Annotated in this window: 24 protein-coding genes and 1 pseudogene; 12 read left to right on the top strand and 13 right to left on the bottom strand. The window is 64.5% G+C overall.

The window, feature by feature from the left end:
• Positions 1-112: 112 nt before the first annotated feature.
• Positions 113-1,402, top strand: a complete 1,290-nt coding sequence (locus XH83_RS13325; RefSeq protein WP_194407431.1) for a M20/M25/M40 family metallo-hydrolase — start codon at positions 113-115, stop codon at positions 1,400-1,402.
• A gap of 119 nt (positions 1,403-1,521) precedes the next feature.
• Here the strand turns inward: XH83_RS13325 and XH83_RS13320 are convergent, their stop codons facing one another.
• On the bottom strand, positions 1,522-2,949 hold the full coding sequence (locus XH83_RS13320) for an ATP-binding protein (RefSeq protein ID WP_194407430.1): 1,428 nt from the start codon (positions 2,947-2,949) through the stop codon (positions 1,522-1,524).
• 1 nt (position 2,950) lies between these two features.
• Complete coding sequence (locus tag XH83_RS13315; RefSeq protein ID WP_038946264.1) at positions 2,951-3,625, bottom strand: response regulator transcription factor; 675 nt, start codon at positions 3,623-3,625, stop codon at positions 2,951-2,953.
• Positions 3,626-3,628: 3 nt separating this feature from the next.
• On the opposite strand from XH83_RS13315, the gene XH83_RS13310 reads away from it, so the two are divergent.
• A complete protein-coding gene (locus tag XH83_RS13310) occupies positions 3,629-4,363 on the top strand; it encodes an AAA family ATPase (RefSeq protein WP_246776460.1) in 735 nt (244 codons plus the stop codon).
• Positions 4,364-4,590: 227 nt separating this feature from the next.
• A pseudogene (locus XH83_RS13305) lies at positions 4,591-6,119 on the top strand (FAD-dependent monooxygenase).
• Between the two features lie 36 nt (positions 6,120-6,155).
• Here XH83_RS13305 and XH83_RS13300 read toward each other — a convergent pair.
• From XH83_RS13300 to XH83_RS13280, 5 genes are all read right to left on the bottom strand, one after another.
• Positions 6,156-6,506 (bottom strand): hypothetical protein, encoded by a 351-nt coding sequence (locus XH83_RS13300; RefSeq protein WP_194407429.1) that lies wholly within the window; start codon positions 6,504-6,506, stop codon positions 6,156-6,158.
• A 262-nt stretch (positions 6,507-6,768) separates the two neighbouring features.
• A complete protein-coding gene (locus XH83_RS13295) occupies positions 6,769-7,857 on the bottom strand; it encodes a TRAP transporter substrate-binding protein (RefSeq protein WP_194407428.1) in 1,089 nt (362 codons plus the stop codon).
• 166 nt (positions 7,858-8,023) lie between these two features.
• Complete coding sequence (locus tag XH83_RS13290) at positions 8,024-9,112, bottom strand: TRAP transporter substrate-binding protein (RefSeq protein ID WP_194407427.1); 1,089 nt, start codon at positions 9,110-9,112, stop codon at positions 8,024-8,026.
• A 218-nt stretch (positions 9,113-9,330) separates the two neighbouring features.
• Complete coding sequence (locus tag XH83_RS13285) at positions 9,331-10,473, bottom strand: Mrp/NBP35 family ATP-binding protein (RefSeq protein ID WP_194407426.1); 1,143 nt, start codon at positions 10,471-10,473, stop codon at positions 9,331-9,333.
• Between the two features lie 129 nt (positions 10,474-10,602).
• Positions 10,603-11,040 (bottom strand): VOC family protein, encoded by a 438-nt coding sequence (locus XH83_RS13280; protein ID WP_194408252.1) that lies wholly within the window; start codon positions 11,038-11,040, stop codon positions 10,603-10,605.
• Positions 11,041-11,248: 208 nt separating this feature from the next.
• On the opposite strand from XH83_RS13280, the gene XH83_RS13275 reads away from it, so the two are divergent.
• The 5 genes from XH83_RS13275 to XH83_RS13255 all read left to right on the top strand — a co-directional run bounded on the left by XH83_RS13275 (position 11,249) and on the right by XH83_RS13255 (position 16,081).
• On the top strand, positions 11,249-12,121 hold the full coding sequence (locus tag XH83_RS13275; RefSeq protein ID WP_194407425.1) for an NAD(P)-dependent oxidoreductase: 873 nt from the start codon (positions 11,249-11,251) through the stop codon (positions 12,119-12,121).
• A gap of 114 nt (positions 12,122-12,235) precedes the next feature.
• On the top strand, positions 12,236-13,516 hold the full coding sequence (nhaD, locus tag XH83_RS13270) for a sodium:proton antiporter NhaD (RefSeq protein WP_194407424.1): 1,281 nt from the start codon (positions 12,236-12,238) through the stop codon (positions 13,514-13,516).
• A gap of 138 nt (positions 13,517-13,654) precedes the next feature.
• Complete coding sequence (locus XH83_RS13265; RefSeq protein WP_194407423.1) at positions 13,655-15,250, top strand: HAMP domain-containing sensor histidine kinase; 1,596 nt, start codon at positions 13,655-13,657, stop codon at positions 15,248-15,250.
• Between the two features lie 44 nt (positions 15,251-15,294).
• Positions 15,295-15,498 (top strand): DUF1289 domain-containing protein, encoded by a 204-nt coding sequence (locus XH83_RS13260; RefSeq protein WP_194407422.1) that lies wholly within the window; start codon positions 15,295-15,297, stop codon positions 15,496-15,498.
• A 28-nt stretch (positions 15,499-15,526) separates the two neighbouring features.
• On the top strand, positions 15,527-16,081 hold the full coding sequence (locus tag XH83_RS13255) for a TIGR02281 family clan AA aspartic protease (protein WP_194407421.1): 555 nt from the start codon (positions 15,527-15,529) through the stop codon (positions 16,079-16,081).
• A gap of 31 nt (positions 16,082-16,112) precedes the next feature.
• Here the strand turns inward: XH83_RS13255 and XH83_RS13250 are convergent, their stop codons facing one another.
• Genes XH83_RS13250 through dctA form a run of 3 tightly spaced genes read right to left on the bottom strand, consistent with a single transcriptional unit; the run spans position 16,113 to position 18,842 of the window.
• Positions 16,113-16,952, bottom strand: a complete 840-nt coding sequence (locus XH83_RS13250) for a bifunctional allantoicase/(S)-ureidoglycine aminohydrolase (protein WP_194407420.1) — start codon at positions 16,950-16,952, stop codon at positions 16,113-16,115.
• 30 nt (positions 16,953-16,982) lie between these two features.
• Positions 16,983-17,483, bottom strand: coding sequence for an ureidoglycolate lyase (locus XH83_RS13245; protein WP_194407419.1), 501 nt, complete (start codon positions 17,481-17,483; stop codon positions 16,983-16,985).
• A gap of 24 nt (positions 17,484-17,507) precedes the next feature.
• Entirely contained in the window at positions 17,508-18,842 is a 1,335-nt protein-coding gene (gene dctA, locus XH83_RS13240; RefSeq protein WP_194407418.1) for a C4-dicarboxylate transporter DctA, read from the bottom strand.
• A 202-nt stretch (positions 18,843-19,044) separates the two neighbouring features.
• Here dctA and XH83_RS13235 point away from each other — a divergent pair, with 202 nt between their 5' ends.
• Complete coding sequence (locus XH83_RS13235) at positions 19,045-19,941, top strand: LysR substrate-binding domain-containing protein (RefSeq protein ID WP_194407417.1); 897 nt, start codon at positions 19,045-19,047, stop codon at positions 19,939-19,941.
• Positions 19,942-20,315: 374 nt separating this feature from the next.
• Here the strand turns inward: XH83_RS13235 and XH83_RS13230 are convergent, their stop codons facing one another.
• From XH83_RS13230 to XH83_RS13220, 3 genes are all read right to left on the bottom strand, one after another.
• On the bottom strand, positions 20,316-21,098 hold the full coding sequence (locus XH83_RS13230) for a hypothetical protein (protein ID WP_194407416.1): 783 nt from the start codon (positions 21,096-21,098) through the stop codon (positions 20,316-20,318).
• 187 nt (positions 21,099-21,285) lie between these two features.
• Positions 21,286-22,053 carry a hypothetical protein gene (locus tag XH83_RS13225; protein ID WP_194407415.1) on the bottom strand — a complete coding sequence of 256 codons (768 nt, stop codon included), beginning with the start codon at positions 22,051-22,053 and terminating at the stop codon, positions 21,286-21,288.
• A gap of 116 nt (positions 22,054-22,169) precedes the next feature.
• Positions 22,170-22,556, bottom strand: coding sequence for a hypothetical protein (locus XH83_RS13220; RefSeq protein ID WP_194407414.1), 387 nt, complete (start codon positions 22,554-22,556; stop codon positions 22,170-22,172).
• 355 nt (positions 22,557-22,911) lie between these two features.
• On the opposite strand from XH83_RS13220, the gene XH83_RS13215 reads away from it, so the two are divergent.
• Genes XH83_RS13215 through XH83_RS13205 form a run of 3 tightly spaced genes read left to right on the top strand, consistent with a single transcriptional unit; the run spans position 22,912 to position 25,003 of the window.
• Positions 22,912-23,385: a pathogenicity island protein gene (locus XH83_RS13215; RefSeq protein WP_194407413.1), complete on the top strand. Its 474-nt coding sequence runs from the start codon at positions 22,912-22,914 to the stop codon at positions 23,383-23,385.
• A 5-nt stretch (positions 23,386-23,390) separates the two neighbouring features.
• A complete protein-coding gene (locus tag XH83_RS13210) occupies positions 23,391-23,996 on the top strand; it encodes a hypothetical protein (RefSeq protein ID WP_194407412.1) in 606 nt (201 codons plus the stop codon).
• On the top strand, positions 23,993-25,003 hold the full coding sequence (locus tag XH83_RS13205; RefSeq protein WP_194407411.1) for a hypothetical protein: 1,011 nt from the start codon (positions 23,993-23,995) through the stop codon (positions 25,001-25,003). Before XH83_RS13210 ends, XH83_RS13205 begins: the two co-directional genes overlap by 4 nt.
• Positions 25,004-25,029 lie beyond the last annotated feature (26 nt).

Raw genomic sequence — 25,029 nt, 5'->3', positions numbered from 1 at the left:
CACACCCGCCGTCGTGTTCCACGCAAGTGGCGCATGACGCGCGACGGCGCGCGTGACAAGCACGGGAAACGCGGGCATATCGGGCCATCCTCAGTCCTAGGGATGGCCGCTCATGCCCAGCTCGCACCCTGCTCCCTCCGCCCTCGGCCCATTGCTCACCTCGCTCTGGCTGACATGTGCCGCAGCGACGGTGCACGCCGAGCCGGCCGCCGACCTCCACGTGCTGGCGCAAAAGGAGCAGCAGCCGCTGCTCGACACGCTGCGCGATCTCGTCAATATCGAATCCGGCAGCAAGGACATCGAGGGTCTGAACCAGATCGCCGAGCGCGTTGCCGGTCAGCTCAAGCAGCTCGGCGGCACGGTGGAGATCCTGCAACCCACCGACATCCATCGCCTCGACGACAGCCCTGAGAAGATCGGGCCGGCCGTGCACGCCGTGTTCAAGGGCACGGGAACCAGGAAGATCATGCTGATCGCCCATATGGACACCGTGTACCTGAAGGGCATGCTGAAGGACCAGCCGTTCCGCATCGACGGCGACAAGGCCTACGGCCTCGGCATCGCCGACGACAAGCAGGGCGTTGCGCTCATTCTCCATGCCGTGGCGTTGCTGCAGAAGTTGAATTTCAGGGATTACGGCACGCTCACGGTTCTCACGAACGGCGACGAGGAGATCTCCTCGCCCGGCTGGCGCAGCACCATCACCAAATTCGCTGCGGATCAGGACGCGGTGTTCTCGTTCGAGGGCGGGGGCGCCGACGGCACGCTGCGACTCGCCACCAGCGGCATCGGCTCGGCCTATCTCACCGTGCAGGGCAAGTCGTCACATGCGGGCGCGCGGCCCGAGGGCGGCGTGAATGCGCTGTACGAGCTCTCGCACCAGCTGCTGCAGATGAAGGACCTGTCCAAGCCCGAGCAGGGTCTGAAGCTGAACTGGACGGTCGCCCAATCCGGCACCAACCGCAACGTGATCCCTGCGAACGCCATGGCGCAGGCCGATGCGCGTGCGCTCAAGGTGTCGGATTTCGACGCGTTGCAGAAGGAGCTGCAGGACAAGATCAAGAATCGCCTGCTGCCCGATTCCAAGGTCGACCTGAAGTTCGAGGTGCGTCGCCCGCCGCTCGAGGCCAACGAGGCCTCGCGCCGCGTGGCGGCCCACGGCAAGACGATCTATGGCGAGATCGGACTATCCCTCAAGGTCGACGAGAAGGCGACCGGCGGCGGCACCGACGCCGCGTTCGCCGCGTTGAAGACCAGCGGAGCCGTGGTCGAAGGCATGGGCCTGTCAGGCTTCGGTGCACACTCCAACGATGCCGAATATGTGCAGCTCGGCAGCATCGTGCCGCGGCTGTATCTGGCGACGCGGATGATCATGGACCTGTCGAGCGGCAAGGTGAAATAGCGACGGCGCTTCTTCCTTCTCCCCCTGTGGCAGAAGGTGGCGCGAACACAGTCCGCGCCGGATGAGGGGTTGCTTCAGCAAACTCCATTGGAGACGGCTCACACGCTGAGAGAGAGCCCTCACCCGTCTCGCCGCTGTCGCGGCGAGCCGCCCTCTCCCACAAGGGGAGAGGAAAAAGAAGCTTCCTCCTCCGCCAGCCGAAACCGCAGCGTGAACTCGGCTCCGCCTCCCGGAAGATTCTCCACCGCGACCGTGGCCGCGTGATCGTCCGCCACCGCGCGCACGATCGAGAGTCCGAGGCCCGCACCGTCGCTGCGCCGGCGGTCGGCGCGCCAGAAGCGCTGGAAGATCAGCTCGCGCTCGGCCTCCGCGATCCCCGGGCCGGAATCGCGCACGCGCACCGAACCGTCCTCGCCCACCTCGACGTCGACGGTGGTGTCCTTTGCCGTGAACTTGATGGCGTTTTCGGCGAGGTTGAAGATCGCGCGCTGCAACATCTCCGCATTGCCGTGGATCAGCACCGGCACGTCGGCGCCCTTCAGCGCGATGTCCTTGTGCTGCGCGATCGCGAACGGAGCGATCGAGGCCACCACCTCGGCGCTGACCGCGCGCAGATCCGCGGTCTCTGCGGGATCGAGCACCAGGGTGTCGAGCTCGGCGATCTCCAGGAGCTGGGCAACGAGGCGGCTCATGGTTTCGATATCGGCATGCAGCGCCTGCCGCGCCGCGCGATCGTCGAGCGTCTCGATCCGCGTGCGCAGGATCGCGAGCGGCGTGCGCAATTGATGCGCGGCGTCCGCCGTGAACTGCCGTTGCACCCGAAAGCCGCCTTCGAGCCGGTCGAGCGCCTCGTTGACGGCGGTGACCAGCGGCAGGATCTCGCGCGGGATCTGCTCCGTCGGCAGGCGAATGTCGGTGCGCGCCGGACCGATATTGCTGGCCTTCTCGGAGGCCCTCCACAGCGGCGCGATCGCCCGGCGAAAGATGATGATGTCGGTGGCGAGCAGGATCAGGAGGATCGGAATGGTGATCCATCCCACGCGCCGGAAGAAGTTCGAGACGATGTCGTCGATGATGACGTCGCGGTGTGCGAGGTCCTCGGCGACCTGGATGCGCACCGTCTTGCCGTCGATATCGCGGGTGACGGTGGCGCCGGAAATGCTCTCCGACGAGCGCACTGCGGCAGCGGAACGCCGGTGCGAGGAGAACAGCAAGCGGCCCTCGGCATCGCGAATGTCGTACTGATAGCGGCCATACGCTTCCGAATAGAGGCCCTTGAGACTGTCGGGCAGATTGAACGTCAACGAGCCGCCCGGCTGGGCAACGATGCGCTCCGCCAGCACTTCGGCCTGGGCGCGCATGGCATCGCGATGCAGCTGGTCGATCTCCGAATTGAGCAGCCAGAACAGCACCAGCGGCAGGAAGACCGCGACCACCGCGACCGCCAGGATGTGCAGGAAGACGATGCGCCAGATCAGCGATTTGAACGTCGGCGACCTGCCATAGGAGCCGGCAAGGGAGCCGGGATGGGACCCGATCCGGGCCACGCTATTTCTCCACGTCCATGAGATAGCCGACGCCGCGGATGGTGTGGATCACGACCTTGGCGCCGTGTTCGGCAAGCTGCTTGCGCAGCCGCGAGACATAGACCTCGACCGCGTTGGAGGCGACCTCGCCGTCCAGCCCGAAAATATGGTCCTCGACGTTCTTCTTCGGCACCACCCGCCCTTGCCGGCGCAGCAGGATCTCGAGCACCGAGGTCTCGCGCGCGGAGATGATCCGCGGCTGGTCGTCGACGAAGATCTGGCGGCTCTCGGTGTCGTAGACAAGGTTGGCGAGACTGAGCGAGCGGCCAAGCAGTTGGCCGGGTCGGCGCAGGATCGCCTCCAGCCGCGCCACCAGCTCCTCCATCGCGAACGGCTTTGCGAGATAATCGTCGGCGCCGCTGCGCAGGCCGCTGACGCGGTCCTGCAGGCCGCCTCGTGCAGTCAGCACCAGCACGGGGAGCGGTTCCATCTTGAGGCGCAGCTCGCGCAGCACCGACAGACCGTCGCCATCGGGCAGCCCGAGGTCGAGGATCATCGCGGCATAGCTGACGCTGCTCACCGCCTCGCGTGCCTCGGCCGCGCTGCCCACGATGTCGCTCTGGTAGCCGGCCGCCGCCAGCCCGCCCGCGACGAGCCGCGACAGTTCGGCATTGTCCTCGACGATCAGAAGACGCATCGCATGTCCGCAAGATACTCAAAGTCACCGCACGGCCCGCGCGCGGCATCTCTGCTCTCTTCCACCATTCCGGCCGCCTCGGCCAGCGAAAAAGTGACCGGAAGGCAGCTCAACCTGTCGTCAGGTTCGCGTCAGCAACCCTCGGCAGCGCCGGCTCCGGCCCCGTTGCGGGCCTCGGCCCGATGCCGCATCATCGACATCATGAGCCTCTCACCTGTACTCATTGTGTTCGGCGGCCTTCCCGGCACCGGCAAGACGACGATTGCTCGCGAGCTGACCGTTCGGCTCTCGGCCACATATCTTCGTATCGACTCGATCGAGCAGGCGTTGCGCGACGCTGGCTTTGCCGCCGGCGCAGAGGGTTATGCGATCGCCAATGCGCTGGCTGCCGAAAATCTCAAGCTCGGGCGCATCGTTATCGCTGACTGCGTCAATCCGGTACTGGCAAGCCGCGCTGCCTGGCGGCGATGTGCCGTGAAGACCTCGGCACGCCTGGTTGAGATCGAGACGCTTTGCAGCGAGCCGCCGCTGCACCGGCAACGCGTGGAAAGCCGCACCCCCGACATTGAAGGTTTTCGACTCCCACCCTGGAGTGATGTCGTGAGCAGAGCGTATGAACCGTGGGATCGTGAACGCCTCGTGCTCGACACCGCCGATGGTTCGCTTGACGATCTGCTGGAGCGGGCGGAGACCTACATTCGTGACAGGATTGGCCGGCTCGCAGGACCGTCGCCATAGTCGTTCCATTGACGAGGCTGCGACCAGACGGCTAGATTGGCCATGTCGGAAAAGGCAGACTTGGTCTGGTAAGCCCAAGTCCTTTCGGTAACGAAAGCTCTGGTCTTTGGCCTCGTGCCTGAGATCCCCACGACGAACACGATCGCTGTTTGGGCGATCAGGCGTTCGTCCGTGAGGTCCTCAGGTCTGGGAAACGCTCCGGTCGAACATCGACAATGGAGCCGTTCATGCAGATTTCCGACACTCCCCTATATGACGTCATCATCGCGGGCGCCGGTCCCGTCGGCCTGTTTCTGGCTTGCGAGTTGCGGATGGCCGACTGTTCGGTGCTGGTCCTGGAAAAGACAGACGATCCGCACGCGCCGCTCAAGGGCCTGCCTTTCGGGTTGCGCGGTCTTTCGGCGCCGACGATCGAGAGCTTCGAGCGTCGTGGCCTGCTGGAGCATCTGACAGATCGCACGGCGAGCCGGGAAATACCAACGGGTGCGCACTGGATGCAGCAGCAGCGTCGCCCTGCCGGTCATTTCGCCGGCATCCAGTTCTTCCACGATCAGATCGACGCAACGCAATGGCCATACCGCCTGCCCGGCCGGATCGGGAGCATCGCGGCCGACATGGCTAGCATCGAGGCCGTGCTTGCGATCCGCGCCGAGATTCTGGGTGCGGAGATCCGGCGCGGCTGCGCCGTCGAGGCTCTCAGGCAATCCACGGATGGCGTGACGGTGGAGTCGGCCGGCGGAGCCGTCACGGCCGCTGGCTCGTTGGTTGCGACGGCGGGCGCAGCAGCGTGCGAAAGGCGGCCGGCATCGGCTTCACCGGGACCGATCCGGAATTCACCGGCTATTCCGTGCAGATCGAGCTGGCCGATCCGGCCGCGCTCGCGCCGGGTCGCCATTACACACCTTTCGGGATGTACACCTATGCGGCGCCGGGGACGATCGCGATGGTCGATTTCGACGGCGGCGCCGCGCACCGCAGCGAACTGGAGCGCGATCATGTCGAGGCGGTGCTGCGCAGGGTTTCGGGCGTCGACCTGACGGTCTCCGCCCTGCTGCTCGCAACCACCTGGACAGACCGCGCCTATCAGGCAACGAACTATCGCGCCGGCCGCGTGTTGCTGGCCGGTGATGCCGCGCACATCCATTCGCCGCTGGGCGGCCAAGGCCTGAACCTCGGCCTCGGCGATGCCATGAACCTCGGATGGAAGCTCGCGGCAACGATTCGTGGCGATGCGCCCGCCGGGCTGCTGGACAGCTATTCAACCGAGCGACATCCGGTGGGATCACAGATCCTCGACTGGTCGCGCGCCCAGGTCGGGCTGATGCGCCCGAGCAGAAGCTCGCGCGCGCTCGAAGCCATTATCCGTGATCTCATCGACACGCTCGACGGCGCGAGCTACTTCGCCGCGCGCGTATGGGGCCTATCCCTCCGCTATGACCTCGGCGAGGACCATCCGCTGGTGGGGCGCAGTGTGCCCGACTTCGAGCTCAGCGATGGGACAAGACTGAACGAGCTCCTCAGAACAGGGAAAGGGCTGTTGCTGGATTTCGGCGCGCAGCCATCGCTTCAAGCGCTCGCAAGCCGTTGGCACGGCCGGATCGCCTATGTTGCAAGCGAAGCAAAGGATCGACTGGGCCTGCTCGCTTTGCTCGTGCGCCCCGACGGCGTCGTGGCCTGGGCCAGCGAACAGGCTGCCGACAACGAGGACGTATCTCGGGCCGCGGCGCGATGGTTCGGTGAGCCCAATGCGAGCTGAAGCCGTTCGCGTCGTCGTCGGCAGCGTCGTTTCGATCTAGCGTGACTTCGGACAATGCAGCCGAAAAGCGCTCTTGAATTCGGCTAATTGAGGCGCCGTCGCGCCCCGCTCAGCGTCGGCCCGACTCGCGGGCAAGTCCAGATAATCGATCGACGCGTCGAACTGGCTTGCCGTGAAGTCGTACCTCTTGCCTTCGATCCTGTTGTAGAAATGATCGCCGGCCGGCAGCGGCGTCTTCAAAAGCTCGCCGCCGAACATGTCGTGAATGAGCAGCGAGGTGACATTGCACTGTCCCGCCGCCGGATTGCTCGCGGTCCATTGGCTCGCTGTCGATGGCGACCATGCCTTGCGCAGCGCTCTGCGAACGTCGTCGGGATCGAAGCTCATCGTCGTCTCCGGCTTGGCATCGACGAATGAAGTTTCGGATTATTCGATATTTGTCTTGTACGATTGTTTTGCCCGACAGATCAAGTGCAGCACTGCTCCGAGTCCGCGAATGCCGCTCGAACGGCCAATTTTTTCCGATGACTTATCAAGCCCTTGGCTACTGTGCATGGGGTTGTTTTTCATCTTTTTGAGTCTGGCCCTCCAGACACGACAACGCCCCGGAGCTTTCGCGCCGGGGCGTTGCCTGCAACAGGTGGCGTGATCAGCTCTGCGAGCGCCGCGCCATGAAGATGTCGTAGCCGACCTCGGCGACCTGGAACCAGGCGTAGCCGTCGCTCGTGAACTTGGCGAGCGAGTCGTGCACCTTCTTGAAGTTGGGGTTGGTCGCGGCGACCTCGGCGTGCAGCTCCTTGGCGGCCTTGTGGCAAGCATCCATGATCGACGGCGAGAACGGATGCAGCTTGGTGCCGCCCGCCAGCAGCTTCTTCAGTGCCAGGGGGTTGGCGGTGTCGTAGCGCGCCATCATGTAGTTGTTGGCGTAGTGGCCGGCCTGCTCCAGCACGCTCTGGTAATATTTCGGCAGCGCGTTCCACTTGTCGAGGTTGACGAAGGCCAGCAGCATCGGCCCGCCCTCCCACCAGCCGGGATAGTAGTAGTGCGGCGCGATCTTGTAGAAGCCGAGCTTCTCGTCGTCATAGGGGCCGACCCATTCGGCGGCGTCGATGGTGCCCTTCTCCAGCGCCGGATAGATGTCGCCGCCGGCGAGCTGCTGCGGCACCACGCCGAGCTTCTGGAGCACGCGACCGGCGAAGCCGCCGATGCGGAATTTCATGCCCTTGAGATCGTCGGGTGTGTTGACCTCTTTCCTGAACCAGCCGCCCATCTGGCAACCGGTGTTGCCCGCGAGCAGCGAGACGACGTTGTAGCCCTTGTAGAATTCGTTGAGCACGTCGCGTCCGCCGCCCTGCATGTACCAGGCCTGGTTGATGCGCATGTTGGGACCGAACGGCACGGCCGAGCCGAATGTGAAGGTCGGATCCTTGCCGAAATAATAGTAGGACGCGGTGTGGCCGATTTCGCAGGTGCCGTTCTGCACGGCATCGAGCACCTGGAGGCCCGGGACGATCTCGCCAGCCGCGAAGATCTGGATCTGGAATTTGTTGTCGGTCGCCTCCGCGACCATCTTGCACATCATCTCGGCGCCGCCAAACAGCGTGTCGAGCGACTTCGGCCAGCTCGTCGGCATACGCCATTTGATTTCCGGCATCGACTGCGCGATCGCGGGAGCCGCGAGCGTGGCGGCGCCGGCCGCGCCAAGACCTGTGACCTTGATGAAGTCTCTTCTCTTCATGATTTCCTGCCCTGATGTATCAGTGATTGTGGGCCTTCTTGCCGAGGCTTGGAACCAGCATGACGCAAGCCGGGACCGAATGCCATCCCGATCGCACTGCGGCAAAGAAAAAGCCCGGCCTCCACGGAGGCCGGGCTTTTAGTCTTGCGACTTTAGACCTAGGCGATCAGCCGCGCGTGCGCGAGCGGATCATGAAGCTGTCGTAGGTATATTCGGCAACCTGCCACCACAGATATTCGTCGGAGCGATAGGCCTGCATGGCGTCGATCGCCTTCTTGAAGTCGGCGTTCTTGGCCGAGACCTCGCCCCACAGCTCGTTGGTCGCCTTGAGGCAGGCTTCCAGCACCTCGTTGGTGAAGGGACGAAGCTGGGTGCCGCCGGCAACCAGGCGCTTCAGGGCCGCCGGGTTCTGCATGTCGTAGCGCGCCGCCATCCAGGTGTTGGCATTGGCCGTCGCGTTGGTGAGGATCGCCTGGTAGTTCTTGGGCAGCGCATTGAACTTTTCCAGGTTGGCGAAGGCGTGGACGGTGGGACCGCCCTCCCAGAAGCCCGGATAATAGTAGTACTTCGCGACCTTGGCGAAGCCGAGCTTCTCGTCGTCGTAAGGCCCGACCCACTCAGCCGCGTCGATGGTACCCTTCTCCAGAGCCGGATAGATGTCGCCGCCGGCGAGCTGCTGCGGCACCACGCCGACCTTCTGGAGCACCTGGCCGGCGATGCCGCCGATGCGCATCTTCAGGCCGGAGAGGTCGGCAACGGTCTTGATCTCCTTGCGGAACCAGCCGCCCATCTGGGTGCCGGTGTTACCGCACGGGAATCCGACCACGTTCGACTTCTTGAAGAACTCGTTGGCGAGCTCGTTGCCACCGCCCTGATAGAGCCACGAATTCTGTTGGCGCGCGTTCAGGCCGAACGGCACCGAAGCGAAGATTGCGAAGGTCGGATCCTTGCCGACATAATAGTAGGACACCGTGTGGCACATCTCGACGGTGCCGCTGGATGTCGCGTCGAGCGCCTGCAGGCCGGGAACGAGTTCACCGGCGGCGAACACCTGGATCTGGAATTTGTTGTCGGTCATCTCGGCGACATACTTTGCCACCTGCTCGGCACCGCCATAGATGGTATCGAGCGATTTCGGGAAGCTCGAAGTCAAGCGCCACTTCACCTCGGGCGAGGACTGCGCGATCGCCGGCGAGGCCACCGCGGTCGCTGCCGCGCCTGCTGCCGACACTTTCAGAAAATCACGACGCTTCATCTTCAGGTCTCTCCTTGCTGGGGCGTTTCCCCTTAACTTCTCTTTTGCCACCGCTCATTCCGGCGACGCGCCAGGGACGCGTCGAACCGAAGGGGCTTGACTGCGGTGGGCCTTTAACACGGACGGCCCGGTTTCGGAACGCGACAATGGCATGACGGGGCTCTACGAAAGTCGCATGTCCCCAGAAGTCATGAGGGCGCGCGCCGCGGGCGGCCGATTCAGGCCGCTGCGATCACACCCTTGAGCTGGTCCCGGACCTGACCCGCAATGGCGCGGTAGATCGCCGCATGGGGACCGTCCGGCTCGCTGTCGACGACGGGATTGCCGGCGTCCGACGTGGCACGAATCGCCATGTGCAGCGGGATCTCGCCGAGGAACGGGACCTCGAGCTTCTCGGCCTCGTGCCGCGCCCCGCCATGGCCGAAAATGTCGGACTTGGTGCCGCAATGCGGGCACTGGAAATAGCTCATGTTCTCGACGATGCCGAGCACGGGCACGTTGACCTTCTTGAACATGGCAAGCCCCCGCCGCGCATCGATCAGGGACAGGTCCTGCGGGGTCGAGACGATCACCGCGCCCTTGAGCGGCACGTTCTGCGCCAGGGTGAGCTGGGCATCGCCGGTGCCCGGCGGCATGTCGACGACCAGCACGTCGAGCTTGCCCCATTCGACGTCGCGCAGCATCTGCGTCACCGCCGACATCACCATGGGACCGCGCCAGATCATCGCGGTCTCTTCCTCGACCAGGAAACCGATCGACATGATGGCGAGGCCGAAACGCCGGAGCGGAATCATCTTGCGCTCGTCGTTCAGCTCCGGCTTGTCGTGCAGGCCCGTCAGCCGCGGCACCGAGGGACCGTAGATGTCGGCATCGAGCAGCCCGACCTTGAGGCCGAGGTCGCGCAGGCCGAGCGCCAGGTTCAGCGCGGTGGTCGACTTGCCGACGCCGCCCTTGCCGGAGGCGACTGCGATCACGGCGGCGACGCCGGGGATCTCCGACTGCCGCGCCATGGGCGATTGGGCGCCGCCCTGCGGCGGCGGCTTGTGGGCATGCACCGGCTGCACGCCCGGCGCGCCGCGGCTGGGTTGCGGAGGCGGCGGTGGTGAGGAGCCCGGCTTGCGCTCGGCGGTCAGCGCCACCATCACGGTGGTGACGCCGGGGATGGCGCGTACGGCGGCCTCGGCCTCGGCCCGGATGGATTCCCAGGCCCTGGCCTCGGGGGCGTCGACATTGATCGAGAAGAACACCTTGCCGTCGGACGCGCTGATCGCGCTCAGCACATTGGCATTGGTGAGCGCGACCCCGCGGGGCGACTTGATCCTGGCGAGGCTGTCGAGAACCTGTTGCTGCGTCACGCTCAAAGTACATCTCCTGGACGGAGCCTGATCCGGACCCGGAGGGCCGCAGCAGCGCAAAGCGTGGAGCGGCTTTCCGGCAAGGTCATGCTCGAAACTCTGGGATGCCCCATTAGAGCGGAAACGCCCAAAAGGCTACTGCCTGCCGATATCGTCAGCCATCTCGGCGGGCGCCGCTCCCTGCTCCCTGGCGGCCTCGTAATTCAGCTCGATCATGACCCCGTTGGGGTCGTTGACGAAGATCTGCCAGAGCTCGCCGCCGGGCACCTGGCGGGAGTCGAATTTCATGCCCTTGGTGGTCAGGCGCTGCTTCATGCCGTCGAAGCCGCGGCTGGCGAAGGCGACATGATGCACGACACCGGAATCCGGCTTCTGCGGCTCCGCCGTCGCCGAGATATCGACGAGGTGCACCACCGGCTTGCCTTCGCTGTACATCCAGGCGCCTGGGAAGGCGAAATTCGGCCGGGGGCCTTTTTCCAGGCCCAGCACGTCCTCGTAGAAACCGACAGTCTCGGCCAGATTCCGGGTCCGGATGTTGAAATGATCGAGGACGCCAACGCTCACGCCGCCCAAGCCCGATGCCATGTTTCGCTCCCTTTTTCGAAGTCCTTAGGTCCGCCATCCTAGCACAGGAGGCCGCCAAACGAAGCCGTTGCCCTCCGCCCTTAACGGTTTATGGTGCGCCTCCGATCCGCCCTCGCGGCGGAACTTCGAGGGTGCCGCCCGGCGCCCTCACCCGGCTACAACCGTAAATCTCAAAACTACGGACAAGGTACCACACATGGCTAAAGTCGCTTTCCTCGGTCTCGGCGTGATGGGCTTCCCCATGGCCGGACACCTCGTGAAAAAAGGGGGCCATGAGGTCACCGTCTACAACCGCACCGCGGCCAAGGCGAAGGAATGGGCGGACAAGTTCGGCGGCAAGACCGCGGCGACCCCGAAGGCGGCCGCCGAAGGTCAGGATTTCGTGATGTGCTGCGTCGGCAACGACAACGACCTGCGCGCAGTCACGATCGGCGCCGACGGCGCCTTCGCCGGCATGAAGAAGGGTGCGACCTTCGTCGATCATACCACCGCCTCGGCCGAGGTCGCGCGTGAGCTGGACGCAGCCGCGACCAAGGCAGGCTTCAAATTCGTCGATGCCCCGGTCTCCGGCGGCCAGGCCGGCGCCGAGAACGGCGTGCTGACGGTGATGTGCGGCGGTGCGCCCGATGCCTATGCCGGCGCCGAGCCGATCATCACGGCCTCCTATGCGCGGATGTGCAAGCTGCTCGGGCCCGCCGGAAGCGGCCAGCTGACCAAGATGGTCAACCAGATCTGCATCGCCGGTCTGGTGCAGGGTCTCTCCGAGGGCATCCACTTCGCCAAGAAGAGCGGCCTCGACGTCGCCGCCGTGATCGAGACCATCTCGAAGGGGGCCGCGCAGTCCTGGCAGATGGAGAATCGCTACAAGACCATGAACGAGGACAAGTACGATTTCGGCTTCGCGGTCGAATGGATGCGCAAGGACCTCTCGATCTCGCTGGCTGAAGCCCGTCGCAACGGCGCCAACCTGCCGGTCACCGCACTGGTCGATCAGTTCTATTCCGAGGTCGAGAAGATGGGCGGCAAGCGCTGGGACACCTCCAGCCTGCTCGCGCGCCTGCAGCGCTGAGGAACGCCCCGGCGGTCGCGGCCGGGCAGCCGCGACCGTCACGGGTCTCGAGGCGGCACCTGCGCCGCGACGCGGCCCGCATTGAGCTGAAGAACGAATACCGGGGGGACTGACTTGCTGAGCGTGATAGCCGCCGTTTTCATCGTTGCGTACGCTGCCATCGCGCTCGAACATCCGCTTGGCGTCAACAAGAGCGCGTCGGCTCTCTTGGGAGCGGGCCTGCTCTGGACCATCTACGCGGTGTCCGTCGGCGATGCCTCGCTCGTCAACCACCAGCTCGACGAATCCGTGGCCTCGACCGCGCAAATCGTCTTCTTCCTGATCGGCGCCATGACGATCGTCGAGGTGATCGACGCCCACAACGGCTTCGAAGTCATCACCTCCGTCATCCGCACCACGAAGCAGACCACGCTGATGTGGATCATCGGCTTCGTGACGTTCTTCCTTAGCGCGATCCTCGACAATCTGACGACCACCATCGTGATGATCTCGCTGATCCAGAAGCTGATTGGCCACAAGGGCGATCGCCTGCTGTTCGCCTCCATCATCGTGATCGCGGCGAACGCCGGCGGCGCCTGGACCGTGATCGGCGACGTCACCACGACGATGCTCTGGATCGGCGGCCAGATTTCGCCCGTCAACATCATGAGAGCGGTGTTCCTGCCGTCACTGCTCAACCTGCTGGTCCCGCTGCTCATCATCGGCTATTCGCTCAGGGGAAAGGAGATCGTCCCTCCGCTGCAAGGGCGCGATCAGGCCCTCAGGGTCGAGGTGTTCGAGCGCAATCTGATGTTCTATCTGGGCCTCGGCACCCTGGTGGCCGTACCGGTTTTCAAGGCCGTAACGCACCTTGCGCCGTTCATGGGTATCCTTTTCGGGCTGGGCATCCTCTGGCTGGTCGGCGAGGTCGTGCATCGTCACAAGGACGAGGATGCGCGCCGTCCCCTCACCCTCGTCCATGCGCTGACTCGAATCGACATGGGCTCGATCGTGTTCTTCGTCGGCATCCTCATGGCCGTCGCGTGCCTGGAGCACGCCCGTGTCCTCGAATTGTTGGCGAAATGGCTCGACGCCACGGTCGGCCGTCTAGACATCATCGTCATCCTGCTCGGTCTGTTGAGCGCGATCATCGACAACGTGCCGCTCGTCGCGGCGACGATGGGCATGTACAATCTGGTGCAATATCCGCCGGACAGCTTCCTCTGGGAGTTCATCGCCTATTGCGCGGGAACTGGCGGCTCGATCCTGATCATCGGTTCGGCCGCGGGCGTCGCCGCCATGGGCCTCGAGAAGATCGAGTTCTTCTGGTACGCCCGCCGGATCGCGGGCCCCGCCCTCGTCGGCTATCTGGCGGGAGCGATGGTCTACATCGTGCAGCACGCGGCGCTGCACTGAACCGCGCAGGCGGGATCCAAATTAACGCCGGGTTAACGTAATTCTTTAGCTCCTTAAGTCACCTCTTAAGGATTTCTTGCCAGAGATAGACAATGCAGAAGGCCCGCGTCCGGCGTGGGCAGGAATCGTTGTTGCTTGATGAGTAACCCCGCTGAAAAGCCAGAGGTAGTGCAGCTTCCGGCCGAGCCGGTGAGCGCTCCATCGGCGAGCAGCCGACGGGCTGCGGCGCAGCGGGTCCGCGAGGCGCGCGATAAGTTAACCTCGACCAGTGGAACCCGACCGGCGTTCGACGCCGAGATGCTGCGCCAATATGCTCAGACGCGGCTGTCGGCGTCCTATGTCGTGATGCTGCTGGTGGTCGCGACCGGCGTGCTGTTCGGCCTGTGGATGCAGCCAATCCCTGCCGCCGCCTGGACCACCGGCATGCTCTGCATCCACGCGGCGATGATCCGCAGTTGCCGGCGCTTCCTGACCGAGCCCTCTTCCCCTGCGGCGACGCGTGCATGGCGGACGCGCTTCGTCGTGCTCGATCTGCTCTACGGCCTGTGCTGGATGGCGATCCTGATCCATCCCGTGCTCGACATGGTCACGGAAACGCTGATGATGTTCCTGATGCTGCTGGTGATCGCAGTATCGAGCATGGTCGCCGCGAACTTGCCGATCGCGGCCCTTGCCGCCACCGCGCCGGTTGCAGTTGCCATGGCGCTGAGCTTCGCGATGACCGGCTCGCTGGACAATTACATCCTGGCCGCGCTCGCGCTCGCCGCCGAAGGCTATTTCGTGCTGCTGGCGCATCGCCTGCACTCCTCCACCTTTGCCGCGCTGGAAGCGCGCGCCGAGAAGGACGCCCTGATCGGCGAGCTCGAACAAGCCAAGGCGATCTCGGACGAAGCCCGCCACCGCGCCGAATCCGCCAACGTCGCCAAGTCGCGCTTCCTCGCCCAGATGAGCCACGAGCTGCGCACGCCGCTGAACGCGATCCTCGGCTTCTCCGAGGTGATGAAGAGCGAGATCTTCGGCGCGCATGCGGTGCCGGTCTACAAGGAATACTCGGCAGATATCCATAATTCGGGCGTGCACCTGCTCAACCTCATCAACGAGATCCTCGACCTGTCGCGGATCGAGGCCGGCCGCTACGAGCTGAACGAGGAAGCAGTGTCGCTAGTCGGCATCGTCGCCGACTGCCATCATCTGATGAAGCTGCGTGCCTCGAGCCGCGGCATCACCATCCACGAAGTGTTCGAGCAGGCCATGCCGCGGCTCTGGGCGGACGAGCGCGCGATCCGCCAGGTCGTGCTCAACCTGATTTCCAACTCGATCAAGTTCACCCCGCAGGGCGGCGAGATCTGGCTCAAGGCCGGCTGGACCGCCTCGGGCGGGCAATATCTCTCGGTGAAGGATACCGGCTCCGGAATCCCCGAGGACGAGATCCCGGTCGTGCTCGCCTCGTTCGGCCAGGGCTCCAACTCGATCAAATCGGCCGAACAGGGCGCGGGCCTCGGCCTGCCGATCGCCAAGAATCTGATTGACCTGCATGGCGGCACGTTCACGCTGAAATCGAAACTGCGCATCGGCACCGAGGTGATCGTCACCTTCCCGCCGGAGCGGGTGATGAGCGCGCTTGCGCCGCTGTCGGATGATTCGCCGCCGCTCCAGCCGGAGAGTTCCGTACTGCCCGACGAGAAGCGTCGGCCGCGCCACAAGCCGATCATGAGCGCCGGCACCGGCTCTTAACCAGAAGCTTGCAGAGATGCCCGACCATCCCCCACTATGTCCGAATGAGCAAAGAAACGCCGTGCGTCGCCGTCTGCATGATCGATCCCAGGACCAAGCTGTGCTTCGGCTGCGGCCGGACCTTGCCCGAGATCGCGCGTTGGCACGCCATGGAAAGTGCCGAACGGCTCGCGGTCATGGCTCTGTTGCCGGCACGCATGACGGAAGCCGGACTAACTCCGATCGCGCCATCGCCGCAACGCGGCTGAACGGCCTGCGCGCCCGCGGAGGCGCACGATGATCCGCTTCCTGCTCGTTCTCGTCATGCTCGCCTGCACGGCAGGCGCGGTCGTCGCTTATGGCGATCCCGACCAGATCGCGCGCGCCAGCCACAAGGTCTCGCACATCTTTCGCACGCAACCGGTGGCGCTTGCCCCTGCGGTGCAGATCCCGCGCGGCCAGGGCGGCGAATTTGCACTCAAGGCCAGGATCAACGGCGTTGCGGCGCCGATGGTGATCGATACCGGTGCGACGTCGGTGGTGCTGACCTGGGAGACCGCGAAAGCCATCGGGCTCCCGCTCGAGATGCTCGAATACGATGTCGATCTCGAAACCGCGGGCGGCCATACCAAGGCGGCCCGCCTCACGCTCGACCGTCTCTCCGTCGGCCATCTCGTCGAAAAATCAGTGCCGGCCCTCGTCGTTCAGCGCGGGCAGATGAAGACCAATTTGCTCGGCATGAGCTTCCTCGACCGCCTGGAGAGCTGGGGCGTCCGCGCCGACAAGCTGATGCTGACCGGCTATCCCGAGCTTCAGAGCAGCCACCGCCGCTCGCGCACCGCGATCGACTAGATCGCAGCGGGACGCAGCGCCACGGCCCGGGCTAGATCAGCGGAGCTCCCTGCCGCAGATTCATGTGGCGGTTGACGTCCTTGTAGAGAAGGTAGCGAAACCGGCCGGGGCCTCCTGCGTAGCACGCCTGCGGGCAGAAGGCGCGCAGCCACATGTAGTCGCCGGCCTCGACCTCCACCCAATCCTGGTTGAGACGGTAAACCGCCTTGCCTTCGAGCACGTACAAGCCGTGCTCCATGACATGCGTCTCCGCGAACGGGATCGTCCCGCCTGGCTCGAACGTCACGATGGTGATGTGCATGTCGTGGCGCATGTCGGCGGGGTCGACGAAGCGCGTCGTCGCCCACCTGCCCTCCGTGCCCGGCATTGCGACCGGTTCGAGCGTGTCCTCGTTGACCACGATAGCTTCGGGCGCGGCCAACCCCGGCACGCGCTGATACAGCTTGCGGATCCAGTGAACCTGCGCAGGGCCCTCGCCGCGATTGCGAACGCTCCAGGCGCAGCGTGGCGGCAGATAGGCGAAGCTGCCAGGCCTCAGCTCAAACTCTCGCTCCGACAATTTGAGGGTCAGCTGGCCGCCCGCGACGAACAGCGCTCCCTCCGCATCGTCGTCCGGTTCCGGCATGTCGCTGCCGCCGCCAGCTGCGATCTCCATGAGATAGTGGGAGAACGTCTCGGCGAAGCCGGAGAGCGGTCGCGCCAACACCCAGACGCGCGTGTCGTCCCAGTGCGGCAAATAGCTGACGACGATGTCGCGTTGCACGCCGCTCGGGATGACAGCATAGGCGTTGGTGAAGACCGCGCGACCGCTCAGGAGATCCGTCTGCGGCGGCAGGCCACCCTGCGGTATGTGGTAAGTGCGCGACGACATGATCAAGCCTCGGGTTATCGACAGGATATATCAGCTTGCAGCTGGGTTGAAATCGAGCTGTATCGTCTCACCCAGCCACACTTCTTCGAGATTGTCGCCCTCACCCTTGCGGTCGACGACGAGGAACGGGCTTCTGTCCTTGAGCACCAACAGCGGGTGGTGCCAGCAATTTCGGGCATAATTCACGCCCTGATGGCCTTTTGCTGCGAACGCCCGGTAGCTCGACGAGATGTGGGGATCCGCGCAGACAACGACCAGCCAGTTCGCCCCGTTCAAAGGCATGAACATCTGGCTTCCCAGCGGATGGCGCTCCATCAGGCTGATCGCGATCGGCGCCGGCCGCACCGAGGCGACAAACCAGCTGATGTTGACCTGTCCGCCTTCCGCGGCAACGTCGATATTGGCGAGCCCGTTGAAGCGCTGAGCGTAGCCCTGGTTGATCGAGAGGGGCGTCTTCCCATCCGTCTCAACGACGTCTCCGAACAGGGCGAACGCCTGCTTCGTCAAAGGCTCGATCGCGAGTGTCACCATTGGGGGCCTCAAGCGCTACCGTGCTCATAGGGTCTGCAGGCCCGCGACGGGAGCATCGGCATTAGCCGGATCGACCCGCAGATTGTCAACCGAAGGATCAATCTCGCCGTTCAGAATGCGACGCGCCTTGGCGTGATCGAGGTCGCCCTCCCACGAGGCGACGACGACGGTCGCGACGCAGTTTCCGACATAGTTGCCGAGCGCGCGCGCGATGCCGATGAACCAATCCACCGACAGGATCAGCACCAGTCCAATCGCCGGGATGGCCGGAATGGCGGCGAGCGTCGCAGCGAGGACGACGATGGCCGAGCCCGGCACACCATGAGCGCCCTTGGAGGTGAGCAAGGCGACGCCGAGGATGGCCAGGAGATCGCCCGTGGCAAGCGGCGTATTCGTCGCCTGGGCAATGAAGATTGCCGCCAGGGTCAGGTAGATCGAGAACGCATCCAGATTGAACGAGTAGCCGGTCGGGATCACGAGACCAACGGTCGATCGCTTGATCCCGAGCAGCTCGAGCTTGCGCATGGTCTGCGGCAGCACGCTGTCGCCCGCGGCCGTCCCGAGCACGATCAACAGCTCTTCGCGCAGATAGGCCAGCAACTTGAACAGGCTGAACCCGGAGAGCCGCATGATCGCTCCGAGAACGACGACCACGAACAGAACCACCGCCAGGTAGAACAGGGCAACGAGGCCCCCGAGCTGCTTGAGCGAACCGATGCCGTATTTCCCCACGGTGAATGCGATTGCACCGAAGACGCCGATCGGCGCGAGCCGGACCACGAAGTTCATCATCTTGAAGATGATCTCGTTCACCCGCTCGACGAACTCGACCACGGGTTTCGCGCGCTCGCCGCACAGCGACACGGCGCAACCGAACATGATCGAGACGATCAGGACCTGCAGAACGTCGCCGGAGCTGAAAGCGCCCACAAGCGTCGAAGGAATGAGCTTCATCAGGAATTCGGAGACACCTCCGCCGGCGACCTGGGCGGCGGTCTGGCTGAACCCGCTGAGCGCCTTGGCGTCCAACGCCTTCGGATCGATGTTCATGCCGGCGCCCGGCTGGAAATAATAGGCGAGCGCAATGCCGAACACCAAGGCGACCGTGGTGACGACCTCGAAATAGACGAGCGAACGAATGCCGACCCTTCCAACCTTGGAAAGATCACCGGCCGCCGAAATACCCTGCACGACGACGCAGAACACGATCACCGGCACCAGCATCTTGATCAGCTTGATGAAGCCGTCACCCAGAGGCTTCAGCTGCACCGCGGTGTCCGGATAGGCGACGCCGAGCGCAATGCCGGCGGCGAGCGCGACGACGACCTGGAAGAAGAGTGACTTGAAGATCTTGGGCATGAAGATTTCCTCGCTCGCTGCACGTCGATCTGGCTTGGTCGGCCGAAGCCTTCGCCATTCTTGTCATTGGCAGCGACGCGAGGTCGCCGCGGACGGAGCGTTCCGCCGCGACGGCACGCGTGGAAGGCTCCATCGGTCATTCGTTGACCAGGTGCGACATTAAGTCCAATATATAGAGCGACAGGATTGATAGGTTTTCACTATGGATCTCCGCCAGCTTCGGTACTTTATCGCCGTCGCCGAAGAGCGCAGCTTCACCCTCGCCGCCCGGCGCCTGAACCTGTCGCAGCCGCCGCTCAGCCAACATATCCAGGCTCTCGAGGCAGAGCTCGGGACCCGGCTGCTCTACAGGACCAGCCGCAAGGTGGAGTTGACGCAGGCGGGAGAAGCGATGCTGGTGCGGGGCCGCGCCATCCTGCAACAGGTCAAGGCCGCGGAGGACGAGGCACGGTCGATCGGCGCCGGCCTGATCGGAACGCTGGATGTCGGAGCGACCGGCTCGATCCTGCGCGGCCGTCTCGCAGAGCTGCTCGCCGCGTACCGGAAGGTCGCTCCGCAGGTGAGGATGACCGTGCATGAGCAGGCCCCGGCCCTGCAGATCGCGGCGCTCCTCAGCCGCACGACCAACATCTGTCTCATCCGTGGAATTCCCACCGAGCGCGACCTGACCAGCAAGCTTGCATGGCGGGAAGAGGTCGTCATCGCAATGCCCCGCACCCATCAGCTGGCGCGCCGCAAACGCATCGCCCTCGGTGAACTGGCGTCCGAGGATCACGTCATCCTCGATCCCAATAGCTCTGATTTCGCGCGATACGTGCAGACGTGCTGCGTCGATGCCGGCTTCCTGCCAAAGGTGTCCCAGCAGGTCGTCGACGCCCAGTCGATCCCAAGCCTGATCGCCGCGGGTTTCGGTGTGGCGCTCGTACCGCAGTCGATTGCCCGCTTCACCACCGCCGACATCGCATTCCGTCCGGTCAGACCCTCGCCGCCCACGGCCGACGTGTTCCTGGTCTTCAGGGCGGACGAGACGTCGATGGTGGTGCACAACTTCATCAAACTCGCGCTTCGATACCTGAATCCTCGGAAGGGGCTGGGGTAGAGCCCACAACGCCGATCTTGGCCGGGCCTCTCGCGCATCGTTCATCTTCAGACCCAGAGCGCGCAAGGGAGGATTCAGATTCAACTCGGCGAAAAACCACTCGACCTTTCCAGGAGTTCATGAAGGTCAAACGCAGTTGCGGCGTGATCATTCGCCTACCTGCGGACATGCCGTCTTGCAGCGACAAGCTGACGCCGGCAGCGTTCGCGTCCGACGAGAGCGTGATCAGATCGGATTTGATTGGCCCAGCGGAGGTGCCCCTCTCCCGCTTGCAGGAGAGGGTTGGCCCAGCACCAGCCGGGGCACACAGATCATTCGGGTCTCACGAGCGCGCCCCCAGCGCCGGCTTGACGGGATCGGGCACGACCGGTCGGTCACGGCCGGAGCTGCTCATCATCGCCGTAGGGTAGGTTCGCAGTTGCCTTGACGACCTCCTCGAGCTTCTGCGATGCCGCCTTGAAGCCGTCTTGACACGCTGCAAGATCGTCCTTCACCTCACCGGCGTATGGACGGCGCTGCGAGTCGAGCTTGGCAACCTCCAACGCATGCTTCCACAGATCCTTGTTCTGCTCGGCACGCAAATTGAACTCGTTCTTCGCTGCCAACAGCGACCCGGTTGCCAAGTCCCGCTCCGCTTTCGTAGCCTCGCGGTCCAGGAGACCCGCCGGCGTCTTCGTGAAGGCCTCTTTCACGTTCTTGTTCTTTGCAACTGTGAATTTCTGTTCGGCCTCCTGTATCGGCTGAGCCTGTCGTTCGGCCGATACAGCCAACCGCACCTTCGGGTCCTTCGCCTGCTCGAGCAGGTATTTGGCATAGTCGACGTGGACCGTCTGGTCGGTACGGTCGCCCAAGGCTTCGCCGACCTTCTTTGCAAACAGCTGCGTTTCGTAATTTGCCTCGGCGACGTCAACGGCATGTTGCTGGTATTGGGAATTGATCTGCCAATCCCTGCCGGGGGTGCGATCGTAAGACACGAAGTTCTCGACAGCGATGGCCGCCGCCCGCTCGCTTTTCGTTGCCGCCGCACCAATTCCGCTCGCCAGCAGCCCGGACGACACCGGAGGCTTCTGCGCTTCCGGCTTGGCGTCCTTGCTCTGGTCCTGCGCCGACACGATCTGGCTGTTCAGCCTCTCGGCGATATCCGCAACGATTCCCATTTTGACCCTTCACTGTTTCACCGGCGTCGCAGGCACGCGATTGCCGGGTGGCAACTGAGCTAACACGCCGATGCGCACCTGCCTGTGCCTGATGTGACTGTCATCGCAGCTCATCGATGAGTCCGCGCCGCTGCGAGCGGCCTTCAGGACGCGAGGCGACGAGGCGGCAACGTCGCCCGACCGCGGCTCAAGGTTTGCTGGCTCCACCTGCCGCCGCCGCGGCAGCAACTGCCTTTTGCTGATCACGATACTGTGTCGCGTATCGAATGACGTCGTTTGCGTCGTCGACCGCTTTCTGGCGGATGCGATTGGTTGCGGCATTCGTTCTCGGCGTTTTCGGATCGTGGTCCGACTTCAGCCAGTTGATATGGTCTTGCTCGGCCTGCTTGGCCGCCTCGAACGCCTTCGTGAGCCGCTTATCCGCATCCACCGCGATGCCCGCCGGCGTCAGCGTCTTGGCCAGCTCTTCTGCGTGCGCGAGGCGATCACCCGCATCCAACCGCTGCTTATGGGTAGCGCCGGGATCCTGGTAAATCCTGTGATATTCTTGCTTTGCAAGCGCGACCTGCTCTTTTGCCAACGCCAGCGCCTTGACCTTGAGCGCAGCGTCCTTTTCCTGCGCCTCCTTCTTCTTCTCCGCCTTGAGCGGTGCGAAGGGATCGCTCTTGCCCGGTTTCGGGACACTGTGCTTGTCGATCTCGGCGAATTCCTTGTTCAGACCATAGTGATGATCGAGAAATTCAGCGACCGCCGTCTCGGCCTTGGACGCTCCTGCCGGCATCGGCGGCGAGGCCGGCTGCGGCTTGACCGCGGGCGGAGGCGTCTGCACACCGGAAATACCTGCACTCTTCCGGGCAGGTGTGGATTCGGCTTGTGCGGTTCGCGGCGCAGACGGTTGATGTATCGTCCGCGCCGCCGCCGGATCTATCGTCGAGCCGCTCATCTCATTCTCCATGACAGCGCTTCAGATATCCGCCCCCATCGAGCGGTGTCGCCATCATGCACACCGCCGCCGGCCGCCGCGTCATGCGAAAGCAGGAGACTCCGGCATTCCTGCGCTTCGCCGGACGGTCATCGGAACATCGGCTCGGCCACGCCGTCCAGCTCGACGAGCAACTCACGCGCCAGCGCGGCGTCCGGCCTGTCGCCGGCGGTCTGCATGACTTCGAGCAGAATCTCGCGCGCCGCGGCGCGATCTCCGCTGCGATAGAGCGCCATGGCCAGGAAGGCCTGCTGCGTATCGGTCGGCGGCAACGCCCGCATTGTCCTGACTGCGCCGGCGTAATTGCCCGCAGCCAGGTCCACCAGGGCGGCGCCGATAAAGCCCGCCTCTTCCGCCGGTCGCGCAGCCTGGACGCCGGCAAAGATCGCCGCGGCCTTGGCCCCCTGTCCGCGCGACAGCGCCATGAAGCCCAATTCGGCGAGTGTCCGTACGTCGTCGGCCGTGAGCTCGATCATGCGGGTCCAATCCAGAAGCGGTTGCTCTTCGAGGCATCAACCGCCGAGGATATAACGCAGCGATCAAGCTGCAAGCGGACAACTGCACAGCACTTGTCACATGCGGCACACGGCTCGCCGCTTTCATGATCTATCACGACGCTCACTTCGTTTTCGCACCCGAGGGGATGACAGAGGGAGTTCGTTTACGGCACATGCTTTGTCGTCATTGACCAACTCGCCGGCGCCGCGCCTCCGACGATCGGAGGATTATTGCCCGATCGTGCCCCGCTATAACCGGAGCCGCCCTGCGGCACCCACGCCTTGAAACAACGCGAGCGCCAAGATGTCCGTTGCGATTCCACGAAGGCCTCTCATGCACGATGCGGACGAACGCGCCGAGCTCGGTGAAGCTGAGCGCCTCATCGCCCAGGGAGCGGTTCGCAAGGCGCTCGGACTGGAGCCGGTCGATCTTCGCCTCGGCCTCGACGTCGCGCGCAATCAGCTTCAGAAGGGCGCGCCAATCGAGGCCTTCCGTACCTATGCTGCCCTCGTCGTATGCGATCCCAGCGATCCAGAGCTTCAGGCCGGACTTGCCAATTGCGCCTTGCTGCTCGGCGAACACAGCCTTGCCCTCCATGCCGCGTCGGCGATCGTTACGCTCGCTCCGTCGGATCCCCGCGGCTACTTCTTTTCCGGACGCGCCTGCCTTGCCATGGGCCAGCTCGCCGAAGCGATCGAAGACCTGACGGAGTCGACGAGGCTGGCCAGAGGACGGCAAGGTGATGCCCCTGCCATTCGCGAAGAAGCCAGGAAGCTGCTGGACCGGATTGCCTTGCTCAAGAAGTAACCGCCATGTCGGCCGAGCCCGCAGTCCATCGCGACATTCCGGAACCGGCCGATGCCGACCCGGCGGCGACGGAATTTCAACTGCTGGAGCAGCTCTTCGTCGCGGCCGCGGGCGCAAGAGGCCTGCCGGGCCGCAAGATTATCGCGCGACTGAAAGACGGCGTCATGCTTGGCCAAGCGCTCGGAATCAAGCGCGAGCCCATCGAACTCCTGTACGCCCGGGCCCATCGCTGGGGGACGGTCGGCGAACACGCGAGGGCCGAACGGCTGTTCCGGGCGCTCTGCATCATCGAAGCCGGCTGCGCCGATCACTGGGTCGGCCTCGGAGTCTGCCTGAGGGCGCGTTCACTCTGGCCGGAGGCGGTGGCCGCGTTCGAGCGTGCGGCGGCGCTGCGGCCACACTGGGACGTCCCGCATTTGCACCTGCTCGAACTGTGCGCCCGCCGCCGCGACTGGACCAAGGCCGCGGCCGAACTTGCCGCCTTCGACCAGAAGACGACGACGCAGACACCGCCTGCCCTGAAAGCGGAAGCCGACCGCTACCGCATCGCCATCGAACTGCACCTGTCCGGACAATCGGACGCGCACCACGCGGGAGAAGCCGGGCCATGACGCCGATCGAAGGCCTGCTTCACACGCTCGATGGCCTCTTGCGAACCAGCACGGCGGTGGAGATCGCCAAGGCGCTCGCGCCGGACTCGGATGATTCGACGTCGTCGGAGATGCCCGCGGCCGGCAGCTACGGCACCGGCGCCACGTCCTCGCAGGCGAACTCGCCCGGCTTTGCCGGCCTGCGGTCGCCTACGGCATTTTCCGACCGGCTCGAGGCCGAGATCGTCCGCGCGGTGTTGATGAGTCTCACCGGAAGCGGCAACCCGGGTACACCCGAGGCGCACTCACTCATGCTGACGGCCGCAATCCGCCAGGCCCTGGCCGCGCAGCCGGAGATCGCCGCGGAGCAGCAGGGCTTCGCCGGGGAAGATGCCGCTCAGTTGCTCGCCACGCCGCCTTCAGCCGCCCGTCTCGCGATGCCCTTGCATCAGCAGGTCGTCGCGAGCGGTTTCCGGACGGAGCTGTGGGACGGCGCGACATCCGGATCGAACGCGCAGCCACGGCACGGCGAAGCGGCCGATACCGCGACGACGCATTCTACCTCACAACCAACCGCGGACTCGACCGCTGCACCTGACCAGCCATCGCGGGCCGCGGACAAGGCGCTCAGTCCCGGCAATTTCATTGCGGCGGGCTCTTCCGTGAACGAGATGCGAGGCATCATCGCTTCGTTCGCGTTGAACGCCGCCATGATTCCGGGATGGCCCTACCAGACGCAGTTCGTGGCCGGCGCCCCGAAGATCAGCGAGGAGGAGCTTCTTGCTTATCTGGCGAACATGGGCGCTCAGGGCGAATTGGTCGAGAAGCTCCGGAAGTCGCGGCCGCCCGCCGGCAAGCGGTTGCTCTTGTGTCTGGCGGCCATGCTGACAGCAGTTGAGACGGTCGTCGACGCGATCGCCAGTGAGCTCGCCCTGCTGGCCGGGGACGAAACGGCGCTTGCGCAGGATCGGGCGGCCGCGAACGCGCATGGCCGGACCGGCGCACGGCATCGGCTCTACATCGAGTGATTTTCTGCACAACAGCCGCCGTGCGG

Origin of the sequence: Bradyrhizobium sp. CCBAU 53351 (genome assembly GCF_015291745.1) — a bacterium.
In the GTDB taxonomy this organism is placed as follows: domain Bacteria; phylum Pseudomonadota; class Alphaproteobacteria; order Rhizobiales; family Xanthobacteraceae; genus Bradyrhizobium.
Note: the sequence above shows the minus strand (reverse complement) of the source record. Positions and strands in the feature narration are given on the sequence as shown.

What these genes read in the sequence shown, in the direction of transcription:
- XH83_RS13325 (WP_194407431.1), top strand. Translation starts at nt 113, where the DNA reads ATGCCCAGCTCGCACCCTGCTCCCTCCGCCCTCGGCCCATTGCTCACC.
- XH83_RS13315 (WP_038946264.1), bottom strand. Translation starts at nt 3,625, where the DNA reads ATGCGTCTTCTGATCGTCGAGGACAATGCCGAACTGTCGCGGCTCGTC.
- XH83_RS13310 (WP_246776460.1), top strand. Translation starts at nt 3,629, where the DNA reads ATGTCCGCAAGATACTCAAAGTCACCGCACGGCCCGCGCGCGGCATCT.
- XH83_RS13300 (WP_194407429.1), bottom strand. Translation starts at nt 6,506, where the DNA reads ATGAGCTTCGATCCCGACGACGTTCGCAGAGCGCTGCGCAAGGCATGG.
- XH83_RS13295 (WP_194407428.1), bottom strand. Translation starts at nt 7,857, where the DNA reads ATGAAGAGAAGAGACTTCATCAAGGTCACAGGTCTTGGCGCGGCCGGC.
- XH83_RS13290 (WP_194407427.1), bottom strand. Translation starts at nt 9,112, where the DNA reads ATGAAGCGTCGTGATTTTCTGAAAGTGTCGGCAGCAGGCGCGGCAGCG.
- XH83_RS13275 (WP_194407425.1), top strand. Translation starts at nt 11,249, where the DNA reads ATGGCTAAAGTCGCTTTCCTCGGTCTCGGCGTGATGGGCTTCCCCATG.
- XH83_RS13265 (WP_194407423.1), top strand. Translation starts at nt 13,655, where the DNA reads ATGAGTAACCCCGCTGAAAAGCCAGAGGTAGTGCAGCTTCCGGCCGAG.
- XH83_RS13260 (WP_194407422.1), top strand. Translation starts at nt 15,295, where the DNA reads ATGAGCAAAGAAACGCCGTGCGTCGCCGTCTGCATGATCGATCCCAGG.
- XH83_RS13255 (WP_194407421.1), top strand. Translation starts at nt 15,527, where the DNA reads ATGATCCGCTTCCTGCTCGTTCTCGTCATGCTCGCCTGCACGGCAGGC.
- XH83_RS13250 (WP_194407420.1), bottom strand. Translation starts at nt 16,952, where the DNA reads ATGTCGTCGCGCACTTACCACATACCGCAGGGTGGCCTGCCGCCGCAG.
- XH83_RS13245 (WP_194407419.1), bottom strand. Translation starts at nt 17,483, where the DNA reads ATGGTGACACTCGCGATCGAGCCTTTGACGAAGCAGGCGTTCGCCCTG.
- dctA (WP_194407418.1), bottom strand. Translation starts at nt 18,842, where the DNA reads ATGCCCAAGATCTTCAAGTCACTCTTCTTCCAGGTCGTCGTCGCGCTC.
- XH83_RS13235 (WP_194407417.1), top strand. Translation starts at nt 19,045, where the DNA reads ATGGATCTCCGCCAGCTTCGGTACTTTATCGCCGTCGCCGAAGAGCGC.
- XH83_RS13230 (WP_194407416.1), bottom strand. Translation starts at nt 21,098, where the DNA reads ATGGGAATCGTTGCGGATATCGCCGAGAGGCTGAACAGCCAGATCGTG.
- XH83_RS13225 (WP_194407415.1), bottom strand. Translation starts at nt 22,053, where the DNA reads ATGGAGAATGAGATGAGCGGCTCGACGATAGATCCGGCGGCGGCGCGG.
- XH83_RS13220 (WP_194407414.1), bottom strand. Translation starts at nt 22,556, where the DNA reads ATGATCGAGCTCACGGCCGACGACGTACGGACACTCGCCGAATTGGGC.
- XH83_RS13215 (WP_194407413.1), top strand. Translation starts at nt 22,912, where the DNA reads ATGCACGATGCGGACGAACGCGCCGAGCTCGGTGAAGCTGAGCGCCTC.
- XH83_RS13210 (WP_194407412.1), top strand. Translation starts at nt 23,391, where the DNA reads ATGTCGGCCGAGCCCGCAGTCCATCGCGACATTCCGGAACCGGCCGAT.
- XH83_RS13205 (WP_194407411.1), top strand. Translation starts at nt 23,993, where the DNA reads ATGACGCCGATCGAAGGCCTGCTTCACACGCTCGATGGCCTCTTGCGA.